The 19,587-nt window shown below is 73.8% G+C and carries 18 protein-coding genes and 1 riboswitch; of the genes, 10 read left to right on the top strand and 8 right to left on the bottom strand.

Annotated elements, in window-relative coordinates:
- Window positions 1-304 precede the first annotated feature (304 nt).
- A complete protein-coding gene (locus ACYU8I_RS05165; RefSeq protein ID WP_460838187.1) occupies window positions 305-775 on the bottom strand; it encodes a hypothetical protein in 471 nt (156 codons plus the stop codon).
- Window positions 776-843: 68 nt separating this feature from the next.
- On the opposite strand from ACYU8I_RS05165, the gene ACYU8I_RS05160 reads away from it, so the two are divergent.
- The 3 genes from ACYU8I_RS05160 to ACYU8I_RS05150 are packed head-to-tail and all read left to right on the top strand — an operon-like array spanning window position 844 to window position 4,700.
- Entirely contained in the window at window positions 844-1,359 is a 516-nt protein-coding gene (locus tag ACYU8I_RS05160; RefSeq protein ID WP_460838185.1) for a 2'-5' RNA ligase family protein, read from the top strand.
- Between the two features lie 40 nt (window positions 1,360-1,399).
- Entirely contained in the window at window positions 1,400-2,863 is a 1,464-nt protein-coding gene (gene zwf, locus ACYU8I_RS05155; RefSeq protein WP_460838184.1) for a glucose-6-phosphate dehydrogenase, read from the top strand.
- Window positions 2,856-4,700 carry a glycoside hydrolase family 15 protein gene (locus ACYU8I_RS05150; protein WP_460838183.1) on the top strand — a complete coding sequence of 615 codons (1,845 nt, stop codon included), beginning with the start codon at window positions 2,856-2,858 and terminating at the stop codon, window positions 4,698-4,700. Before zwf ends, ACYU8I_RS05150 begins: the two co-directional genes overlap by 8 nt.
- A 183-nt stretch (window positions 4,701-4,883) precedes the next feature.
- On the opposite strand, the gene smpB is transcribed toward ACYU8I_RS05150, so the two are convergent.
- Window positions 4,884-5,378 (bottom strand): SsrA-binding protein SmpB, encoded by a 495-nt coding sequence (smpB, locus tag ACYU8I_RS05145; RefSeq protein WP_460838181.1) that lies wholly within the window; start codon window positions 5,376-5,378, stop codon window positions 4,884-4,886.
- Window positions 5,375-5,866 carry an SRPBCC family protein gene (locus tag ACYU8I_RS05140; RefSeq protein WP_460838178.1) on the bottom strand — a complete coding sequence of 164 codons (492 nt, stop codon included), beginning with the start codon at window positions 5,864-5,866 and terminating at the stop codon, window positions 5,375-5,377. The genes smpB and ACYU8I_RS05140 overlap by 4 nt, the downstream gene beginning before the upstream one ends.
- Window positions 5,867-5,890: 24 nt before the next feature.
- On the opposite strand from ACYU8I_RS05140, the gene ACYU8I_RS05135 reads away from it, so the two are divergent.
- From ACYU8I_RS05135 to ACYU8I_RS05125, 3 genes are read left to right on the top strand one after another with little or no spacing between them, the layout of a single operon-like run.
- Window positions 5,891-6,850, top strand: coding sequence for a 1-aminocyclopropane-1-carboxylate deaminase/D-cysteine desulfhydrase (locus ACYU8I_RS05135; protein ID WP_460838176.1), 960 nt, complete (start codon window positions 5,891-5,893; stop codon window positions 6,848-6,850).
- A 58-nt stretch (window positions 6,851-6,908) separates the two neighbouring features.
- Entirely contained in the window at window positions 6,909-8,063 is a 1,155-nt protein-coding gene (locus ACYU8I_RS05130; RefSeq protein ID WP_460838174.1) for a PAS domain-containing sensor histidine kinase, read from the top strand.
- On the top strand, window positions 8,060-8,947 hold the full coding sequence (locus ACYU8I_RS05125; RefSeq protein WP_460838172.1) for an alpha/beta hydrolase: 888 nt from the start codon (window positions 8,060-8,062) through the stop codon (window positions 8,945-8,947). Before ACYU8I_RS05130 ends, ACYU8I_RS05125 begins: the two co-directional genes overlap by 4 nt.
- Here the strand turns inward: ACYU8I_RS05125 and ACYU8I_RS05120 are convergent.
- From ACYU8I_RS05120 to ACYU8I_RS05110, 3 genes are all read right to left on the bottom strand, one after another.
- Complete coding sequence (locus ACYU8I_RS05120; protein ID WP_460838169.1) at window positions 8,944-9,663, bottom strand: sulfotransferase-like domain-containing protein; 720 nt, start codon at window positions 9,661-9,663, stop codon at window positions 8,944-8,946. The two genes, ACYU8I_RS05125 and ACYU8I_RS05120, sit on opposite strands and share 4 nt — an antisense overlap.
- A 56-nt stretch (window positions 9,664-9,719) precedes the next feature.
- Entirely contained in the window at window positions 9,720-11,852 is a 2,133-nt protein-coding gene (locus tag ACYU8I_RS05115) for a DEAD/DEAH box helicase (RefSeq protein ID WP_460838168.1), read from the bottom strand.
- A 267-nt stretch (window positions 11,853-12,119) separates the two neighbouring features.
- Window positions 12,120-12,434 (bottom strand): DMT family transporter, encoded by a 315-nt coding sequence (locus tag ACYU8I_RS05110; RefSeq protein WP_460838165.1) that lies wholly within the window; start codon window positions 12,432-12,434, stop codon window positions 12,120-12,122.
- 18 nt (window positions 12,435-12,452) lie between these two features.
- A riboswitch (guanidine-III (ykkC-III) riboswitch) is annotated at window positions 12,453-12,521 on the bottom strand.
- Between the two features lie 609 nt (window positions 12,522-13,130).
- Between ACYU8I_RS05110 and ACYU8I_RS05105 the strand changes: the two genes are divergently transcribed.
- Genes ACYU8I_RS05105 through ACYU8I_RS05090 form a run of 4 tightly spaced genes read left to right on the top strand, consistent with a single transcriptional unit; the run spans window position 13,131 to window position 15,836 of the window.
- A complete protein-coding gene (locus ACYU8I_RS05105) occupies window positions 13,131-13,667 on the top strand; it encodes an ANTAR domain-containing protein (protein ID WP_460838162.1) in 537 nt (178 codons plus the stop codon).
- On the top strand, window positions 13,664-14,278 hold the full coding sequence (locus ACYU8I_RS05100; protein WP_460838160.1) for a GAF domain-containing protein: 615 nt from the start codon (window positions 13,664-13,666) through the stop codon (window positions 14,276-14,278). Before ACYU8I_RS05105 ends, ACYU8I_RS05100 begins: the two co-directional genes overlap by 4 nt.
- Window positions 14,275-15,000 carry a GAF and ANTAR domain-containing protein gene (locus ACYU8I_RS05095; protein WP_460838158.1) on the top strand — a complete coding sequence of 242 codons (726 nt, stop codon included), beginning with the start codon at window positions 14,275-14,277 and terminating at the stop codon, window positions 14,998-15,000. The genes ACYU8I_RS05100 and ACYU8I_RS05095 overlap by 4 nt, the downstream gene beginning before the upstream one ends.
- Window positions 15,001-15,047: 47 nt before the next feature.
- Entirely contained in the window at window positions 15,048-15,836 is a 789-nt protein-coding gene (locus ACYU8I_RS05090) for a PASTA domain-containing protein (protein ID WP_460838156.1), read from the top strand.
- Between the two features lie 3 nt (window positions 15,837-15,839).
- Here ACYU8I_RS05090 and ACYU8I_RS05085 read toward each other — a convergent pair whose 3' ends face one another.
- A complete protein-coding gene (locus ACYU8I_RS05085) occupies window positions 15,840-17,519 on the bottom strand; it encodes a formate--tetrahydrofolate ligase (RefSeq protein ID WP_460838154.1) in 1,680 nt (559 codons plus the stop codon).
- 54 nt (window positions 17,520-17,573) lie between these two features.
- Window positions 17,574-19,445, bottom strand: coding sequence for a GMC family oxidoreductase (locus ACYU8I_RS05080; RefSeq protein ID WP_460838152.1), 1,872 nt, complete (start codon window positions 19,443-19,445; stop codon window positions 17,574-17,576).
- Window positions 19,446-19,587: the final 142 nt, after the last annotated feature.

Genomic DNA, 19,587 nt, shown 5'->3' with positions numbered 1-19,587 from the left:
TCCTCGTCCGGAGAGCCGAAGTAGCCTGCCGGCCACCAACGGGGGGTAGGGGTGGCCGACAGGCTACGTCATCGGGGGTGCCGGTCGCGGGGGCCCTGAGGCACCGGTGCGACACCACGGAAGCAAGCACGGGGCTCCTCGCCGCGGGGGGTCGGACGACCCCGACGCGCGGCACGTCGGGAGTCGAGTCCTCCCCCTCGCAGGGCCCAGGACCTCGGTCCCGTGTCCTTCCACCCCTGTCATCGTCGGGGAGCCACGGAGGTTCCGCAGGGGCTCGGAGTTTTTTTCCGGGTGGGCGGCGGGCTCACTTGCTGAAGCGGCGGTCGCGCTCCTCGGCGTTGTGGTCGGCCTGGGCCTGGTAGCGCATCACGACGTCCATGAAGACGGGCCAGTCGACGTCTCGGGCCTGGACGACCGTCCAGTTGTCGCGGTAGTGGCCGAACGCCACGGAGCCGTCGCGCACGAGGAGGTCGACACCGGGGTCCTCGAGGTCGTAGGTCTGCGAGCCGGCACCGCGCTTGATCTCGATCGTCGACCCGGTGATCAGCACCCGCTGCGGCGTGCTCACCGCGAGGTAGACCCAGCACACGACGGCGAGGGCCGCCGACCCGAGGGCGAGCACGAGCAGGTCGACCGACTCCGAGCGCCACGCCACCCAGCCCACGGCGACCGCGCCGACGACCGCCAGCGCGGTGACGACGCCGACCGCGTGGCGCCACCCGCTCGGCGCGACGAAGACGTGGTCGGGCGGCTTGTGACCGGGACGTGTGCTCACCCCCCGAGGATCGCACCGAATCCGGGGACAGGTGAACGGTTCGGCCAGCTCTGGGGAACCCTCACCGGATGAGCCACGACCCGCCGCCGCTGGTGCTCACCCTCGGGCTCGAGCCGGAGGCGCAGCAGTGGTTCGAGGAGCAGCGTCGGCGCTGGTTCCCCGCCGGGCGCACGCGGGTCGGCGCCCACGTCACGTTGTTCCACGCCCTCCCGGGCCGGCTCGAGGGGGAGGTGCGCGAGGAGCTGGCGACGCTCGGCGAGCTGCCGGCACCCGAGGTCGCCGTACGGCCACCGCGGTCGCTGGGCCGTGGCGTCGCGTTCGACCTCGACTGCCCGGAGGTCGAGCGGCTGCGCGAGCGCTGGCGGCGACGGTGGGCGGCACAGCTGACCCGCCAGGACGACCAGGGCCTGCGGCTGCACGTCACGGTGCAGAACAAGGTGGAGCCGGCCGAGGCGCGGCGTACCCTCGCGACGCTCGAGCGCGACCACCGGCCGTGGACCTGCCGGGCGAGCGGCGTGCGGCTGTGGCGCTACGACGGCGGCCCGTGGACCCACCTCGCCGACGGTGACTTCGACGACGCCTGACCGCCGTGTCGTCGCCCGCGACGCCGGGTACGCCGAGCGCATGGCTGCTGCCACCTCGTCCCCCTCGTCCGAGCACCTCCCGCCCCACGTCCTGGTCCTCTTCGGCGCCACCGGTGACCTCGCTGCCCGCAAGCTCTTCCCCGGCCTCTACCGGCTGGCCGCGGCAGGTCGCCTGCCCGAGGAGCTGCGCGTCATCGGCAGCGGGCGGCACTCCCCCGGCACCGACGCCGAGTTCCGCGAGCAGGTCGCAGACGGCCTGCGCGACACCGTCGGCGACGACCTCGACGACGACCTGCTGAAGGACTTCCTGAGCCGGGTCTCCTTCCAGACCTCCAGCGCCGACGACGGCAGCGACCTCGCCGCCGCCGTGCGCGACGCCGAGGACGACTTCGGGTCCGACACCGCCGACGTACGCCGCCTCGTCTACCTTTCGGTGCCGCCCGCCGCGATGGAGGGGATGATCGGCATGCTCGGCCGCGAGGGCCTCACCGAGCGGGCACGGCTGGTGCTCGAGAAGCCCTTCGGCCTCGACCTCGAGAGCTCCCGCGAGCTCGACGCGGCCGTCAAGGAGGTCGCCGACGAGGAGCAGGTCTTCCGCATCGACCACTTCCTCGGCAAGGAGGCGGTGCAGAACATCCTGGCGCTGCGCTTCGCCAACGGCCTCTTCGAGCCCGCGTGGAACCGCCACAGCATCGCCTCGGTGCAGATCGACGTGCCCGAGGAGCTCGGCATGGAGGGGCGGGGCTCGTTCTACGAGTCGACCGGCTGCCTGCGCGACATGGTCTCGACCCACCTGTGCCAGCTGCTCGGCTTCGTCGCCCTCGAGGACCCCCGTCGCTTCGAGGAGGGCGCGGTGCGCGACGCCAAGCACGCCGTCTTCGAGGCGCTGCAGCCGCTCGACCCGTCACGGGTCGTGCTCGGGCAGTACGACGGCTACCGCGACGAGGACGACGTGGCCGACGACTCCGACGTCGAGACCTTCGTCGCGATCGAGGCCCACGTCGACAACGACCGCTGGCGCGGCGTGCCGTTCTACCTCCGCACCGGCAAGCGCATGGCGGCCACCGACCGGGTCATCACGCTGCGGTTCGCGTCGCCCGACTGCACGATGTTCGACGTCGACGACGAGGGAGACTGCCCCGCGCCCGGCTCGCTGCCCCCCAACGACCTGGTGCTGCGGCTCTCCGACGACGCCGAGGTGCACGTCGAGGTGCGCGCCAAGCGCCCGGGCCCCGACATGGAGCTGATCCCCGCCGACCTGCACCTGCAGCTCAGCGAGGACGCCCAGGGCGCCGACCCGCTCGAGGCCTACGAGCGGCTGCTGCTCGACGTCATCCGGGGCGACCAGACGTTGTTCACCCGCGCCGACGAGGTCGACCGGCTGTGGCAGGTCGTCGCCCCGGTGCTCGAGCACCGGCCCGAGGTCCAGCGCTACGAGCCGGGCAGCTGGGGGCCGCAGGCGGCCGTCGACCTCCCGCAGGGCGGGTGGCAGCTCGGTGGTTGAGCAGGAGCCGTTCCTGCCCATCGCCCAGCACGGGCTGATCGGCGACCTGCGCACCTGCGCCCTGGTCGGCACCGACGGCACCATCGACTGGTTCTGCGCCGGCCGCTTCGACTCCCCCAGCGTCTTCGGCTCGATCCTCGACCCCGAGCAGGGCGGTTGCTGGCGGCTCGGCCCGTCCGACGAGGGCGTGACGACCAGCCAGTTCTACTACCCCGACACCAACGTGCTCGTCACCCGCTTCATGACCCAGCGCGGGGTGGCCGAGGTCCACGACTTCATGCCGGTGCTGCAAACCAAGGACCCCGCGCACCGCCAGCGCATCGTGCGCCGGGTCACCGCGGTCCGCGGCAGCGCCGACCTCGAGATGACGCTGACCGCCCGGCCCGCCTACGGACGTCTCGGCTGCGACGTACGGCCCGCCGAGCACGGCCTGCTGATGACCGGCGACGGCGTCCGTCTCGGGCTGAGCGCGACGGTGCCGCTCGAGGTCGCCGACGGGTCGGCCACCGCGCGGCTCTCGCTCGAGCCGGGCGAGGAGCACCTGTTCGTGCTCGAGGTGCTGCCCGAGGGCGCCGACGAGTCCGACGTGGCCTCGCCGGAGGAGATCGACAGCGACCGGCTCTTTCACCGCACGGTCGAGTTCTGGCAGGCGTGGATCGCGCGCTCGTCGTACCGCGGCCGCTGGCGCGAGACCGTGCACCGCTCCGCCCTGACGCTCAAGCTGCTGACCCACGAGCCGAGCGGTGCCGTGATCGCCTCGCCCACGACGTCGCTGCCCGAGGCGATCGGCGGCGAGCGCAACTGGGACTACCGCTACGTGTGGATCCGCGACGCCGGCTTCACCCTCTACGCCCTGCTGCGGCTCGGCTTCACCGAGGAGGCCGCCGACTTCATGCGCTGGCTCTCCGAGCGCATGGGCGACCCGAAGGACGCCGAGAACCACGAGGGCGCCGACGGTCAGGACCTCGGGCCGCTGCGTGTGCTCTACACGATCGACGGCGACCTGCCCCACGAGGTCGAGCTCGACCACCTGCGCGGCTACCGCGACTCCCGGCCCGTGCGCGCCGGCAACGGCGCCGTCGACCAGCTGCAGCTCGACATCTACGGCGAGCTGATCGACTCGGTCTACCTGTTCAACAAGTACGGCGACGGGCTCTCGGCCGACGCGTGGGCCGACCTGACCCGCGCGCTGGAGTGGCTGATCGACAACTGGGACCGCCCCGACGCCGGCATGTGGGAGATCCGCGACGAGCCCCGCCACCACACCACCTCGTTGCTGATGAGCTGGGTCGCGATCGAGCGGATGATGCGCACCGCCCGCCAGCGTGGCCTGCCCGGCGAGCTGGCCCGCTGGGGCGAGGTGCGCGACGAGATCTACCACCGGATCATGGACCGGCACTGGAGCGACGAGATCGGCGCCTTCACGCTGCACGACGAGGGCACCGACCTCGACGCCGGCATCCTGCTGATGCCGCTGCTGAAGTTCCTCGCCCCCAACGACCCGAAGTTCCTCTCGACGCTGCGCGCGGTCGAGGAGCACCTCGTCTCCGACACGCTGGTCTTCCGCTACGACGTCTCGGCCTCCCCCGACGGCCTCGACGGCAACGAGGGCACCTTCTCGCTGTGCTCGTTCTGGTACGTCGAGGCCCTCACCCGCGCCGGTCGCCTCTCCGACGCCCGCCTGGCGCTGGAGAAGATGTTCACCTACGCCAACCACCTCGGCCTCTACGCCGAGCAGATCGGCCTCGCCGGCGAGCAGCTCGGCAACTTCCCCCAGGCCTTCACCCACCTGTCCCTGATCTCCGCCGCCCTCAACCTCGACCGCGAGCTGGGGTGAGGTCGGGCGCTCCTGCGGCGGCAGAGTCACTGGTTAACCAGTGACTTTGCCGATGGTCCACGTCTCGCAGGGCGGAGACCCTCTGGAACCTGCCAGGCGTGGACCGTCGACGACGACCGGGGCCAGAGGGGGTCCTCCGGCGACGACGTCAACGGTCGACCAGTGACGTCACCGAGGTGACCGTCAGCCGCGCTGCCGCTTCACCCGGCGGCTGAACTCGCGCTCGATCTCGCGGCGGGCGTCGCGCTCGGCGAGCGACTGGCGCTTGTCGTACTCGCGCTTGCCGCGGGCGAGAGCGAGCTCGAGCTTGGCGCGGCCGCCGGCGAAGTAGAGCGAGAGCGGCACGAGGGTGGTGCCCTTGGCGTCGAGGCGGCGGGCGATGCGGTCGATCTCGCGGCGGTGGAGCAGCAGCTTGCGCTTGCGGCGTACGGCGTGGTTGGTCCAGGTGCCCTGGGCGTACTCCGGGATGTGCACCTGGTGCAGCCAGACCTCGAGCACGCCGCCGGGGCCGGCCTCGAGGTCGGCGAATCCGTCAATCAGCGAGCAGCGGCCCGCGCGCAGCGCCTTGACCTCGGTGCCGGTGAGCACGAGGCCGGCCTCCCAGGTCTCGTCGAGGTGGTAGTCGTGCGCCGCCCTGCGGTTGCGTGCGACGACCGGCTCGCGCTGCTGCTGCTTCACGCCTCCACGATGTCGCGGATCCTGGCCAGCGTCACGGGGATTCCTTCGTGGGCGGCGCGGGTGCGGTCGTCGATCTGGGCGGGCGCCTCGTCGCCGTACAGCTCGACGAAGCGCTCGTAGCCCGCGGTCAGGAAGTCCCAGGTCTGCGTCAGCTGGGTGCCGCCCTCGCCGGCTCCCATCCTGAAGCCCCACCGGACCCAGGCGCCCCCGACGAGCCAGGCGAACTCACGCCCCCGCGAGGCGACCGCCACCTGCGAGCGGGTCTCCCAGGTGCGCGACGGTGTCGCGTTGCGCCCGACGAACCACGCCCCGACCTGCCCCGCCTCGGTCTCGTCCTCCCACCAGGCGGCCTCGCACTGCACGCTCCACTCGCCGGTGCGGGTGATGTCGCTGACGACGTCGTAGACCTCCTCGGGCGTGGCCTGCACGAGCACGGACTCCTGGTGGTGGCGCGGCGCCGTGGGTACGCCCCCGGTCTCGGTCGTCATGGCGCCAGCCTGCAGCATCGACCCATGACCACGCTCGCGACCTACCCCACCCCGGTCGAGCCTGCGCCGCGCCTGGCGGTCGCGCTCGGGCTGCGGGAGGACGACCTGCTCGTCAAGCGCGACGACCTGCTGGGGCTCGGTGCGGGCGGCAACAAGGTGCGCAAGATCGAGCGCACTGCCGCGGCGGCCGTGGGGCGCGGTGCCACCCGCCTGGTGACGACCGGCGCCGCGCAGAGCAACCACGCGCGCGTGACGGCGGCCGCCGGGGCCCGGCTCGGGCTCGGGGTCGAGCTGGTGCTGCGCGGCGAGGAGCCCGACCAGGCGCGCGGCAACCTGCTGCTCGACCGGCTGCTCGGCGCCGAGGTGCTGTGGGCGGGAGACGTCCCGACGACCGAGCTCGAGCGGGTCGCCGAGGAGCGCGTCGCCGAGCTGGGACCCACCGCCGCGCTGGTGCCGTACGGCGGCTCCGACGCCGTGGGCGCAGCGGCGTACGCCGACGCGGGTCGCGAGCTGCTCGACCAGGTGCCTGACGTGCGGCACGTGGTGGTCGCCGTCGGGTCCGGCGGGACCCAGGCGGGCCTGGTCGCCGCCCTCGGCACCGCTCGCGTGCTGGGCGTCGACACCGGCGCCACCGACGACCCGGAGGCGCGGGTCGCACGGCTCGTCCGCGAGCTCGGCGGCGACCCCGAGGGCCTTCGGCTGCGGCGCGACCAGGTGGGCGACGGCTACTCCACCTTCCCCGCCCCCGTGCGCCAGGCGGTGCTGCTGGCCGCACGCCGTGAGGGCCTGCTGCTCGACCCCGTCTACACCGGTCGCGCGCTGGCCGGGCTGCGCGCCGCGGTGGCGGAGGGCGACGTACGCCCGGGCGAGCGGGTGGTGCTGCTGCACACCGGCGGGCTGCCGGGCCTGTTCGGGTCGGCACCGGTCGACGAGCTGGTCTCGACCATCCGTGCCGACGGTTCCGTTCCGGACGCCCCGGTCTGAGAGCATGGCGCCGCTGTGGCCCAGTCCGGGCTCGTACCGTCTCGGGAGGTCGGGAGCAGTGACGGACCCGTCGCGGCGCGAGAGCGTGGAGGATGCCCTCCGCGCCGAGGTCGTGCGCTTCCGGGCCTTCTTCGACGACAACCCCCACGCGGCGTTCTCGCTGACGCCCGACGGCCGCTTCGACGAGGCCAACGCGATCACCGAGCAGCACACCGGCTACACCCTCGAGCAGCTGCGCGGCATGCGCTTCGACGAGGTCGTCGACCCCGTGCGGCTGCCGCAGGCCCACGACACCTTCGCCGCCGTGCTGGCCGGCGAGGCGCAGAAGGTGCAGACGGTGGTGCGCACCAGCACCGGCGAGACCGTCGACCTCAACGTCACCCTGGTGCCCGTCGTCGTCGACGGCGTCGTCGTGGCGGTGCAGGGCCTGGCCGAGGACATGACGGTCGAGAACACCGTGCTCCGAGCGCTGGAGCAGGCCCGGCGCGAGGCCGAGGCGGCCGACTCCGCCAAGACCGACTTCCTGGCCAACACCAGCCACGAGTTCCGCACGCCGCTCGCGAGCCTGCTCGCCGCGGCCGAGCTGCTCGCCGAGCACGACCTCGACGGCGAGCAGGCCGGTCTCCTCGAGGTGGTGCAGCGCTCCGGGCTGCGGCTGCTCGCCCTGGTCGACGACGTGCTCGACGCCTCGCGGCTGACCGCGGGCGACGTGCGGCTGCGCACCGAGCCGGTCGGCGTCGCCGCGGTGCTCGACGCGGTCGCGGCGTGGGCCGTGCCCCGTGCACGCGCCCGCGGGATCGGCTTCCGCGTGGTGCGCTCGGACGATGCGCCCGAGGAGCTGCACGGCGACCCGGCGCGCCTCCAGCAGGTGCTGGGCCACCTCGTCGACAACGCGCTGAAGTTCACCGACTCCGGCGCCGTGACGCTCCGGGTCGCGACCACCGACGACGGCGGCGGCCGCGCCGTCGTCTTCGAGGTCGAGGACACCGGCACCGGCTTCCCCGAGGCCCGGCTCGAGTCGCTGTCGCGCCCGTTCGCCCAGCTCGACCCCACCGCCACCCGCCGCCACGGCGGCGCCGGCCTCGGCCTGACCATCAGCCGGGGGCTGGTGAGCCTCATGGGCGGCCGCCTCACTGCCAGCAGCACCCTCGGTGTCGGCAGCACCTTCCGCCTGGTGCTCCCGCTGACCTGCCCGCTCGCGGACGCCCCGTGACGCTCCTCGACGGGTTCGCCGCCCGCGACGTCGACGTCGACGGCGTCCGGCTGCGGGTCGCCGTGGCCGGCGACGGACCGCCCGTGCTGCTGCTCCACGGCTACCCCGAGACCCACGCGATGTGGCACGCGGTCGCCCCCGCGCTCGCGGAGCGCCACACCGTCGTGGCGCCCGACCTCCGCGGCTACGGCGACTCGGCCCGCCCTGCGTCCGGCCCCGACCACGCGGCGTACGGCAAGCGCGCGATGGCGACCGACGTGATCGGGCTGATGCGCGCGCTGGGTCACGACCGCTTCGCCGTCGTCGGCCACGACCGCGGCGCCCGCGTCACCCACCGGCTGTGCCTCGACCACCCCGACGCCGTCACCCGCGCCGCCGTGCTCGACGTGGTGCCGACGCGCCACGTGCTGCACCACGTCGACCTGACCCTCGCCCGCACCTACGACCACTGGTTCTTCCTGGCCAAGGAGGGCGACCTGCCCGAGCGGATGATCGAGCCGGTGGCCGAGCTCTGGCTGCGCCGCAAGCTCGCCGGCTGGGCCGCGCCCGGCGCCACCTTCGACGAGGCCGTCGTCGCCGACTACGTCCGCTGCTTCGACGCCGACTCCGTGCACGCGACGTGCGAGGACTACCGAGCGGGCCTGAGCTGCGACCTCGCCGACGACGAGGCGTCGTACGACGCCGGCGAGCGCGTCGGCGTGCCGCTGCTCGTGCTGTGGGGCGCCCACGGCCTGCTGGAGGCGGCGTACGACGTGCTGCAGGTCTGGCGCTCGTACGCCGCGTCGCCCCACCTCGTCACCGGCCGTGCCCTCGACTGCGGGCACTTCCTGCCCGAGGAGGCCCCGGCCGCCACCGCCGAGGAGCTGCTGGCCTTCCTCGCCTAGCCCTGCAGGGTGTGCGCCAGCAACCGCTCGTAGACCGGCACGGCGGCGTCGTACGCCGCTCGCAGCCGCGGCTGGTCGGGCCCGGGCGGGTCGGGCGTCGGACGCAGCGGCGCGAAGCCCGTCGAGCGGGCGGTGGAGGCGTGCCACTCCTCCCACAAGTGCCACTCGGGGCGCATGCCGGGCTCCCACGTCAGGGCGTCGGGGTCGTGCTCGAGGCCCATCCGCTCGCACCAGTCCTCGACGACCGGGCCCGGGTCGGCGCAGACCTGCTCGGCGTCGACGACGACCAGCGGGTCGCCGGCGTCCTCCACCAGGTCGGCGACGCGGTCGAGGTGGGCCCAGCCGGTCTCGTCGTCGGTGAAGTCGGGCCAGGTGCGGGCCAGCGAGCGGATGGTCGCGGCCGGGTGGCGCACGAGGAAGCAGCTGCGCACCTTCGGCACGAGCTCGTCGAGCACGTCGGTGGCCTGGTAGGCCATGTCCTTGACGAAGACCGGCCGCTCCCGGGCCGCCTGCTCGAGCTCGTCGACGATCTCGTGGGGCGCACTGTGCGCGATGGTGCGGTCGTAGCGACCGGAGTGGCGCTCGGGCCCGAAGTAGTAGGCCCGGGAGAACGGCTCGTCGACGACGGTGTGGTCGCCGCGCTCGCTGATCATGCGCTCGAACGACGTCGAGACCGAGCGGGGCACGGTCCACATCACGGTCACGGGGTGGCTCACGCCGTCCACCCTGCCGAGCCGTCCGGCCCCTCGGGGGGCCGTCCGCATGGTGGGCCTCAGGCCGCGCGCTCCTCCAGCGCCGCGGTGAGCAGGCCGACCAGGGCCTCGAGCTGCACGTCGACCGAGGTGGCGACGTCCTCGCCCGCGCCGTCGAGCGCCCGCGCGGCCAGGCCGGCCTTGCGGTCGATGACCTCGGCGATGCGGGTGTCGATGGTCTGGGTCGCGATGATGCGCCACGCCGTGACGGGCATGTCCTGGCCGATGCGGTGCACCCGGTCGATGGCCTGGGTCTGCTCGGCGTCCGTCCACGACAGCTCGGCCAGCACCAGGTCGGAGGCGACCTGCAGGTTGAGGCCCACGCCGGCCGCGGTCAGCGAGCACACGATGACGCTGACCTCGGGGTCGTTGACGAAGGCGTCGATCTGCTGCTGCCGCGACGTCGTGGTCTGGTCGCCGCGCACGGCGCTCCAGCGCAGGCCGCGCTTGTCGAAGACCTCCTGCGCCGCGTCCATGACGTCGACGTGCTTGGCGAAGAACACGACCTTGCCGACGTTGCGCGCGAGCTGGGCGGCGTAGTCGGCGGCGAGCCCGGCCTTGGCCTGGCCGATGCGCCGGAGCATCCCGAAGACGTTCTCGCCCGAGCTGGCGTCGGCGTCCTCGCGCTCCCAGGTCGCGACGCGCCGCACGAGCTCGTGGTCGACGCCCTCGACGGTCTGGCCCGACTGGCGCGTCGCGATGGCGCTGTCGTAGCGGCGTACGAGCCGGGCGGCCAGCTCGCGCTCGGCGGCCCGGATCGAGCGGCCCGCCTCGTCGTCGAGCTCGACCGGCAGGTCGGCCACGCGACGCGCGGGGATGTCGGCGGCCACGTCGACCTTGCGGCGCCGCACGATGCCCATGTCGACCACGCACTGGCGTGCCGCCGGGTAGAAGCCCGGGTCCTGCGGCGTCATGCCGGTGGCCTCGAGCCGGGTCATCAGCGAGGCGAGCGGCTTCTTGTCGTCGATCCAGCCGAGGAACTCCCAGATCGCCTGGAAGTCCTCGATGTCGTTGATCAGCGGCGTGCCGGTGAGCGCCATCAGCAGCGGCTTGCCCGTGCGCGCCCGGATCCTCTCCGACAGCTGCAGCACGAACTGCGAGCGCTGCGACTGCTTGTTCTTGATGAAGTGCGCCTCGTCGACGACCATCCCGCCGAAGCCCAGCTCGCCCAGCCAGCCGACGTGGCGGTCGAGCACCTCGTAGTTGACGACCACGATGTCGGCGAAGCCGTCGACGTCGTCGCCGTCTCCGTGGATGACGGTCACCTCGCGCTGCGGCACCCACAGGCCCACCTCGCGGGCCCAGTTGGTCTTGACGACGTTGGGCACCACGACCAGCAGCGGGAAGGCGTCGGCGGCCTGCGCGGCGAGCAGCGCCTGCGCGGTCTTGCCGAGGCCCGGCTCGTCGGCCAGCAGGAAGCTGCGGTGCCCGGCGGCCGCGGAGGCCACGAGCTGCGCCTGGTGCGGCATCAGCTGCCGTCCGTCGGGGGCCTTGAAGGCGCTCGCCTCGGGCAGCGCCATGCACGCCGAGGCGCCCTCGACGGCGTACTCGAACGAGCGGAAGAGCGGCCCGAGCAGCTCCCAGCCGGCGAGCCGGCGCGCGACGGGGCGGCGCTCCTCGGCGGTGCTGAAGTCGGGCACGAGGAAGGGCTTGGAGAGCCGGCGCTGGACGACGGAGCGCGGCGTCACCTGGCGGTGCGCGTGGGGCAGCTCGACCTCGGGGGTCTCGGGCTCCGGCTCGTCGGCGGCCTCGAGGCCGGCGGCCTCGATCATCTCGCGCTTGATGATCTTGGCGGCCTCGCTGACCTCGGCGTTGGCGTCGAGCAGCGTGAAGAGCGTGCTGTCGCGGGCCGCGGTGGTGGCCATGATGGTGGCGATGCCGTCGAGCCGCTTGAGCTGCTCGGCACGACGGGCGTCGCTGAGGGAGTCGTCGGACTTGACCCGGGCCCGCTCCTCGCGGGCCAGCAGGCCGATGACCTGGAACTTCGCCCGCACCGAGGGCATGGCAGAGCCCCGGGCGACGGCGTTCTCGACCTCGCGCACGGTGCGCGCGAGGACGGGGATGATCCCCTCGTTGTCGCGTCCGGCCGGTCCGCCGTTGCGGCGGCGCTGGCCGCCCCGTCGGGCGTTCTGGCGCTGGCCTCCTCGGGCCACAGGCTCCTCCTCGTACGCCGCACGACGTGCGGCGCGGCTCCACGTGCCTCTCCCGGTCGGCACCGACGACCACCCGAGAGCTCCGGGCGGTCTGCTGCCGCGTGTGCCCGGACCAGCCGGCCCGGGACGCTGCCGCTCGACGCGAGCCGGTGACCAGACGGGTCACCCTGCGGGAGCGACGCCGGCCGCCGGAGAGGGCAAGGGCAGCCGGGCTGACCTCAGCGTACCCGAGGTCGCCCCGGTTGGCGGCCTCGACCACTCACCGGGTCAGCTGATGAGCTTGAGGCCGCCCACGCACCCCACGATGCCGAGCAGCAGGAGCACCCGCAGGGCCGAGACGGGCTCCTCCCCCGAGATCATCGCGATCGTCACGGTGAGCACCGCGCCGATGCCCACCCACACGGCGTACGCCGTCCCGACCGGCAGGTCGCGCATGGCGACGCCCAGGCCGACCATGGAGAGGGTCAGCGCGACCCCGAAGACGACCGACGGACCGGGGCGGCTGAACCCCTCGGAGCGACCCAGCGCGGTGGCCCACACGGCCTCCAGCACCCCGGACACGACCAGCACGATCCACGCCACGACGACACGCTCCTTCGCAGAGCATCGTCTTGTCGCTGGTCCGGGTACGACGCGCCTCGTCCGGGTGGCCGCCGTGCGCGACCACCCACCCACCATGGCACGTTCGGTGCCGTCTCGTGACGGATGGTGACCTGTCGGACCCGCCCGCCCACCACTCGTCGGTCGAGCCTGTCGAGACCACCGCTGTTCGCTCGCTGGTCGAGCCTGTCGAGACCACCACGCTCGGGCCACCGGGTCTCGAGGCTCGTCGCCAGGGCTCCTCGCACCTCGACCAGCAGAGCCCGCCCCTCGCTGGTCGAGCGTGTCGAGACCACCACTGATCACTCGCCGGTCGAGCCTGTCGAGACCACCACGCTCGGGTCACCGGGTCTCGAGGCTCGTCGCCAGGGCTCCTCGCACCTCGACCAGCAAGACCCGCCCGCTCACCACTCGTCGGTCGAGCCTGTCGAGACCACCGCTATTCGCTCGCTGGTCGAGCCTGTCGAGACCACCACGCTCGGGTCACCGGGTCTCGAGGCTCGTCGCCAGGGCTCCTCGCACCTGGACCAGCAGAACCCGCCGCTCGTCCAGCGGGTGCCGCGGCTCGTCGGTCGCCGTGGACCCCCTCGTGACCCGAGGGGACGTGTCGGTATATTCACCGCGTTCCCATCAGCTCCGCCCTGTGTCCGCGGACATGTGTGCAGCGGAGGGTGACGCATGTCTGGCGTGCAGTCCGAGCGGTTCCCGGACCCGGTCGAGCCGACCACAGCGGTCGGCGAGGCGGGCGACCACGCCGCGCTCGTGGCGCGGGTCGCCGCCCTCGAGGCCGACGTCGAGAACCTGGAGGCGGCGCTCGAGACGCGCACGCGCATCGGCACCGCGATCGGCCTGCTCGCGGAGCGCTACGACACCGACACCGACCGCGCCTGGGCCCTGCTGACCCGGCTGTCGAACCACTCCAACCACAAGGTGCAGGAGGTCGCACGGCTGCTGGTCGCCGTCACCGACGGCACCCTCGACGCCCACGAGGTCGACACGGTGGGCGCCCTCGCCCGCAACCTGCCGCGGGCCGCGGCCGCCGTCGGGCTGGGTGACGATCCCAACGCGCCGCGACCGCCGCGACGTCGGCGGTCGGCCCCCCGCACCCGGGTCGTCGCGGGCCCGGTGCCCCGGGGCCGCCAGGAGTCGCCGTCCGCCGACGGGTCCGAGGTCGTCGGGGCGCTCGACGCGACCGAGCCGGACCCCACGTCGTGACCGGTGACGGCGAGGCCCTGCGACGTGCCCTCGGACCCCTCGTCGACCTCGTGGCCCGGACCCCCGCTGCCGACCGCGGGGAGCTCGTGGCCCGTGTCGAGCGGGTCGTCGCGGCCGCGGTGCCGGTGCTCCAGGTCGACGCGGTGGGCCTCACGCTGCTCGACGACGCCGACCGGCCCCGGGTCGCCGCCGCGTCGGACGAGCAGGCTGCCCTGGTGGAGCTCGAGCAGCTCGCCTGCGACGAGGGCCCCGGGATCGACGCGGTCCGATCGGGTATCGCGGTGCGGATGGAGGACGTCGGGGCAGCGGGGCGCTACCCGGCGCTGGCCGCGCGGCTCGAGGAGGTCCCCGCGGCGGCGCTGCTGTCCACGCCCGTCCACGTCGACGGATCGGTCGTCGGCAGCCTCACGGCCTCGATGCGTGCGCCCCACCGCTGGACCGATGCGCAGGCGCGAGCCGCGGCGGCGTACGCCGACGTGCTGGGGCTGGCGATGCGGGTCAACGCCCGGGCCGGCGCCGCCGGTGAGCACCAGCACCGCCTGCAGCAACAGCTCGACCTGACCCCCACCGACACCCCGACCGACACCCCGACCGACGAGGAGCAGCCGTGAGCCTGGACGCCGAGGCCGTCAACGCGAGCCTGCGCCGCCTCACGACCCACGAGGTCGCGCGGGGCGAGGACGACCTGCTCGCAGCGCTCAGCGAGGTGGTCACGGCCTGCGTCGACATCTTCGGGGTCACCGGGAGCGGCGTGATGCTGGCCGACGAGACGAGCGAGATCCACTACGTCGCGGCCAGCGACGGCCAGGGCCGGCTGCTGGAGAAGGCCGAGTCGCAGACCGGGCAGGGCCCCTGCACCGACGCCTTCGTGCAGGACCGCGTGGTGTGGACCGACGACGTGCGCGCCGACGCCCGGTGGCCCGACTTCCGCGCCGTGGTCGGGGGCCAGCCCGAGCTGCGCGCCGTCATGGGCGTCCCGGTCAAGCTGGGGTCGGTGCGGGTCGGCACGCTCGACGTCTTCCTCGACCGGCCCCACGCCTGGACCGAGGCCGAGCGCGACGCGCTGTCGCGCTACAGCACCGTCGTGCAGGCCACCCTGACCGCCGCCCTCGCCGCGCACTCCGCGGGCGAGCAGGCGGCCCAGCTTCAGTACGCGCTCGACTACCGGGTGGTCATCGAGCGCGGCGTCGGCTTCCTGATGGCCCGCGAGCACCTCGACGCCGCTGCCGCCTTCGAGCGGCTCCGGCAGGCCTCGCGCAGCAGCCGCACCAAGATCGGCCTCGTCGCGCAGTACCTGCTCGACACCGGCCGGCTGCCCCCGCGGGAGCCCTGAGCCACCCCTCGGAACCAGCTCGACGGCCGGCGCGTCGTAGGACCGTGATGCGACGCGTGCTGCCGGTCCTGGCCCTCGGGATGCTGCTGTCCGGCTGCGGGAGCTCCGGCGGGGGCTCGTCCCAGGAGGAGCACGACGGTGACGTGCGCTGGGTCGGCGCCGGCAGTGTCGCGGTGGCCGTGCCGGCGTGGTGGACCACCGGCGAGACCCGGTGCCTGAAACCGATCGAGACGACGGTGTACGCCGAGTCGGGCGCGATGACCGACTGCGCCGACGAGCCGACCGACGCCGAGCTCGCCGAGGTGTCCTCGTTGGCCGTCATCCGCACGGACTCGGCGTTGGGCGAGGGCCTGCTCCGTGAGATGCGGCCGGCCGGGTCGGTCGACGGCCGCGAGGTGCTCGAGCTCGACGGGTGCGCGGACTTCTGGGACGCCGTGTGCCGTCGGGTCTTCGCGGTCCCCTCGGCGGGCGTGGCCTTCGGCGTCGTCATCGCCGACGACGCCGACGGCAGCTTCCGCGCGGTGCGCGACTCGCTGCGCGTGCTGCCCGACGACACCACGACGGTGCCGACGACCTACGGCCGCTTCGAGGAGACGCCCGGGTGGGGGGCGCCACCCGGGGTCGTCGAGCACTACGCCCGCGCTCTCGACGCCGCCGGGCTCGTCGTCGAGAGGGTCGTCGCGCCTCTCCCCGGCGCGGACGACGCCGGAGCCGGCGGCTCGATCGCCGACCTGCCACCCGGCAGCCTGCTCGACGTCGACCCCCAGCCCGGCACGCCCGTGCCGCGAGGCTCGAGCGTGACCGTGACCGTGATGCCGAGCGTGCCGAGCGGCTGACGCCTACGACAGCCCGACCACCGTGCCGTCGTCGAGCAGGTCGATGCGAGCGGCCGCGGGCTCCTTCGGCAGGCCGGGCATGGTCATGACGTCGCCGCACACCACCACCACGAAGCCCGCGCCAGCCGCCAGCCGGACCTCGCGCACGTGCAGCTCGTGGCCGCTCGGGGCGCCGGTCGCGGTGGGGTCGGTCGAGAAGGAGTACTGCGTCTTGGCGATGCACACCGGCAGCCGGCCGTGGCCCTCGCGCTCGATCCGCTGCAGCCGGCGTCGCGCCTTGGCGTCCCACGTGACCTGCCCGGCGCCGTACACGCGGCTGGCGACGGTCTGCACCTTCTCGGCGAGCGACTGGTCGTCGCCGTAGGTGAAGGAGAAGGAATACGGCGACGGCTCGTCGAGGGCGGCCAGCACGCCCTCCGCGAGCGCCCGCGCGCCCTCTCCCCCGTCGGCGAAGTGGGTCGCCGGGAAGGCCCGGACACCCTCGGCCGCGACCAGCTCGACGACCGCGTCGACCTCGGCGTCGGTGTCGGTGGGGAACCGGTTGACCGCGACGACGCACGGGACGCCGTAGACGTGGCGCACGTTGTCCAGGTGCCGCCGCAGGTTGGCCATGCCGGCCCGGAGCGCGCCGAGGTCCTCGGTCGCGAGGTCGGCCACGGCGACGCCGCCGTGGTACTTCAGCGCGCGCACCGTCGCCACCACCACCGCGACGTCGGGCCGCAGCCCCGAGCTGCGGCAGACGATGTCGACGAACTTCTCGGCCCCGAGGTCGGCGCCGAACCCGGCCTCGGTGACGACGTGGTCGGCCAGACGCAGGCCCGCGCGGGTGGCGACCACCGAGCTGCAGCCGTGCGCGATGTTGGCGAAGGGGCCGCCGTGCACGAAGGCCGGAGCGCCCTCGAGGGTCTGCACGAGGTTGGGCGCGAGGGCGTCGCGCAGGAGCACCGCCATCGCCCCGTCGGCGGCCAGGTCGCGGGCGGTCACGGGCTCCATCGCGCGGGTGTGGGCGACGACGATGTCGCCGATGCGGCGCTTGAGGTCGGCCCACGACTCGGTGAGGCAGAAGATCGCCATCAGCTCGGAGGCCACGACGATGTCGAAGCCGTCCTCGCGGGGAAAGCCGTTGCCGTGCCCGCCGAGCCCGATGGCGAGCTGGCGCAGCGCGCGGTCGTTGGTGTCGAGGACCCGCTTCCAGGTCACCGTGCGCACGTCGATGTCGAGGGCGTTGCCCTGGTGCACGTGGTTGTCGACGAGCGCGGCGAGCAGGTTGTTGGCGGCCGCGATGGCGGCGAAGTCGCCGGTGAAGTGCAGGTTGATGTCGGTCATGGGCACCACCTGCGCCCACCCGCCGCCGGCCGCGCCGCCCTTCATCCCGAAGACCGGGCCCATCGAGGGCTCGCGCAGGCAGGCCACGGCGCGCTTGCCGAGTCCGTGGAGGGCGTCGGTCAGCCCGACGGTCGTCGTGGTCTTGCCCTCGCCCGCGGGCGTGGGCGAGATCGCCGTGACGAGCACGAGCCGGCCCAGCGGCCGCCCGGCCAGCGAGGCGAGGTAGCCCAGGTCGACCTTCGCCTTGTGGTGGCCGTACGGCACCAGGTGCTCGGCGTCGATGCCGAGCGTCTCCTGCGCGACCTCGACGATGGGCCGCAACGTGGCGGCGTTGGCGATCTCGATGTCCGACTGCACGTGCGTCTCCCTCGCTCCGGCGCTCCCCGCGCTCGTCGTACCCCCGCCCCGGGCTCAGCCTCGCGTCGGCCCGGTGCCCACGAAGCCCGCGAGCTGCCACTGGTGCTCCTGGGCGACCATCTCGGCCGCCTTCTCGCCGATCATGATCGACGCGGCGTTGGTGTTGCCGCTGACCACGGTCGGCATCACGCTCGCGTCGGCGACGCGCAGCGCGGCGACGCCCTCGACCTTGAGCTCGGCGTCGACCACGCTGCCGATCCGGCAGGTCGAGGTCTCGTGGTAGACGGTCAGCGCGTAGTGGCGCGCCATCGCCTCGACCAGCTCGTCGCTCGGCTGCTGGCCCGGCTGGTGGCCGTGGGCCTCCGCGAGCGCGGGCGGCACCATCAGCTCGCCCAGGCCGTCACCCGGCCAGTGCGCGACGACGTCGAGCGCGCGTCGTACGACGGCCACCATGACGGCGACGTCGTGCGGGTCGTCGAAGTAGTTGAGCTCGATGACCGGGGCCTCGGCAGGGTCGCTGCTCGCGAGCCGCACCTGTCCCTCGGAGTGCGGCTGCACCGGGTTGGGCAGCACCACCACGGTCTGGGCCATCGGCGACAGCGCCTCGTCGGCGTCGGCGAAGTAGGCGTCGGGGTCGACGCGGAAGAGGTGGCGCCAGATGTCGGGCGTGTAGCCGCAGGCGAGCAGCCCGATCTGCGCGTCGTGGGTGTGCTCGTCGCCGAGCCCGGTCGAGAAGAACGCCACGGCGTCGTAGAACGACGACGACGCGAGCCCCTGGCCGGTGGTCGCCCACTCGGTCACCTGGCGCTCCGCCTCGGCCTTGAGGGCGGCGAGCTCGGGCGGCAGCGACGCGTCGTCGGCCGGGTCTGCGGGCAGCGGACCCGCCGGCGCCCGCAGCGCGTCCGGACCGAGCCCGATCGCGATCTCGGTCATGGTCAGCGCGACACCGGGGGCGGGGAAGGCCAGCGGCAGGTGCAGGTGGTCCTTGAGGTGCTTGCCGACGTGGGGGTTGTCGAGGCGGCACTCGACGCCGACCTCGGCGAGCTCCTCGCCCGGGCCGATGCCCGAGAGCAGCAGCAGCTGCGGCGAGCCGATGGCGCCGGCGCTGACCACGACCTCGCGCTCGGCGCGCAGCTCGGCGACCGTGCCGTCACGGTCGCGGTAGCGGATGCCGGTGGCCCGCAGGCCGCCACCGGTCTCCTCGAGCAGCACCTGCTCGACGGTGGCGTGGGTGACGATCGTCAGGTTGTCTCGCTCGAGCACCGGCTCGAGGAAGGCGTGGTACGTCGAGGACCGCTTGCCGTCGCGGGTGGTCGTCTGGAACAGCGACGACACCCCGACCGGCCCGCCCCGGTCGCGGCCGTTGTAGTCGCCGCGCGGGATGCCGGCTGCCTCGGCGGCGGCGACGAACTGCTGGGCCGCGAGCGTGCGCGGCGTACGGACCGAGACGCCGAGCGGGCCGTCGGTGCCGTGCGCCTCGGCGTCGATCGGCGCGTCGGGGTCGTCGCCCGGGTCGACGAGGCCCTCGCTCTTGGCGAAGTACGGCGCCACGTCGTCGTACGACCACCCCTTGGCGCCGTCGGCCGCCCACCCGTCGAAGTCGCCGGGGTGGCCACGCACGTAGGCCATGTAGTTCAGGCCCGAGGAGCCGCCGAGCATCTTGCCGCGCGGCACCATCATCCGGCCGTCGGCCAGGCCCTCGCCCGCCCCGCCCGGGTCGCCGGTGAACATCCAGTCGACCTCGGGGTCGAGCTGCAGCGTCGCCACGGCCGCGGGCATGGCCTCGTGCGGGGGCGGCGTGCCGCCCGCCTCGACCAGGGCCACCCGCACCGAAGGATCCTCGCTCAGCCGCGCGGCGACGACCGCGCCGGCCGAGCCGCCCCCCACCACGACGACGTCGAAGGACTGCTCGCTCTGCTCGCGCATGTGTGACGTGTATCACCACGAGGTTGCCCGGCGGTTGGCCCGACGGTCGGTGCGGCAGCTGGTCCGGCAGCTGGTCCGGCAGCGGGGCCGAGGCCGTGGGCTCAGCCGCCGACGAGGCGGGCCAGCAAGGACAGGACCGCGG

The sequence above is a fragment of the Nocardioides marmoraquaticus genome (assembly GCF_054777915.1).
This window is presented reverse-complemented; position numbering and strand designations above follow the sequence as displayed.

Excerpts from the sequence above, each read along its gene's own strand:
- ACYU8I_RS05080 (WP_460838152.1), bottom strand. The coding sequence starts at position 19,445 with ATGCGCGAGCAGAGCGAGCAGTCCTTCGACGTCGTCGTGGTGGGGGGC.
- ACYU8I_RS05090 (WP_460838156.1), top strand. The coding sequence starts at position 15,048 with ATGCGACGCGTGCTGCCGGTCCTGGCCCTCGGGATGCTGCTGTCCGGC.
- ACYU8I_RS05140 (WP_460838178.1), bottom strand. The coding sequence starts at position 5,866 with ATGACGACCGAGACCGGGGGCGTACCCACGGCGCCGCGCCACCACCAG.
- ACYU8I_RS05105 (WP_460838162.1), top strand. The coding sequence starts at position 13,131 with ATGTCTGGCGTGCAGTCCGAGCGGTTCCCGGACCCGGTCGAGCCGACC.
- zwf (WP_460838184.1), top strand. The coding sequence starts at position 1,400 with ATGGCTGCTGCCACCTCGTCCCCCTCGTCCGAGCACCTCCCGCCCCAC.
- ACYU8I_RS05160 (WP_460838185.1), top strand. The coding sequence starts at position 844 with ATGAGCCACGACCCGCCGCCGCTGGTGCTCACCCTCGGGCTCGAGCCG.
- ACYU8I_RS05135 (WP_460838176.1), top strand. The coding sequence starts at position 5,891 with ATGACCACGCTCGCGACCTACCCCACCCCGGTCGAGCCTGCGCCGCGC.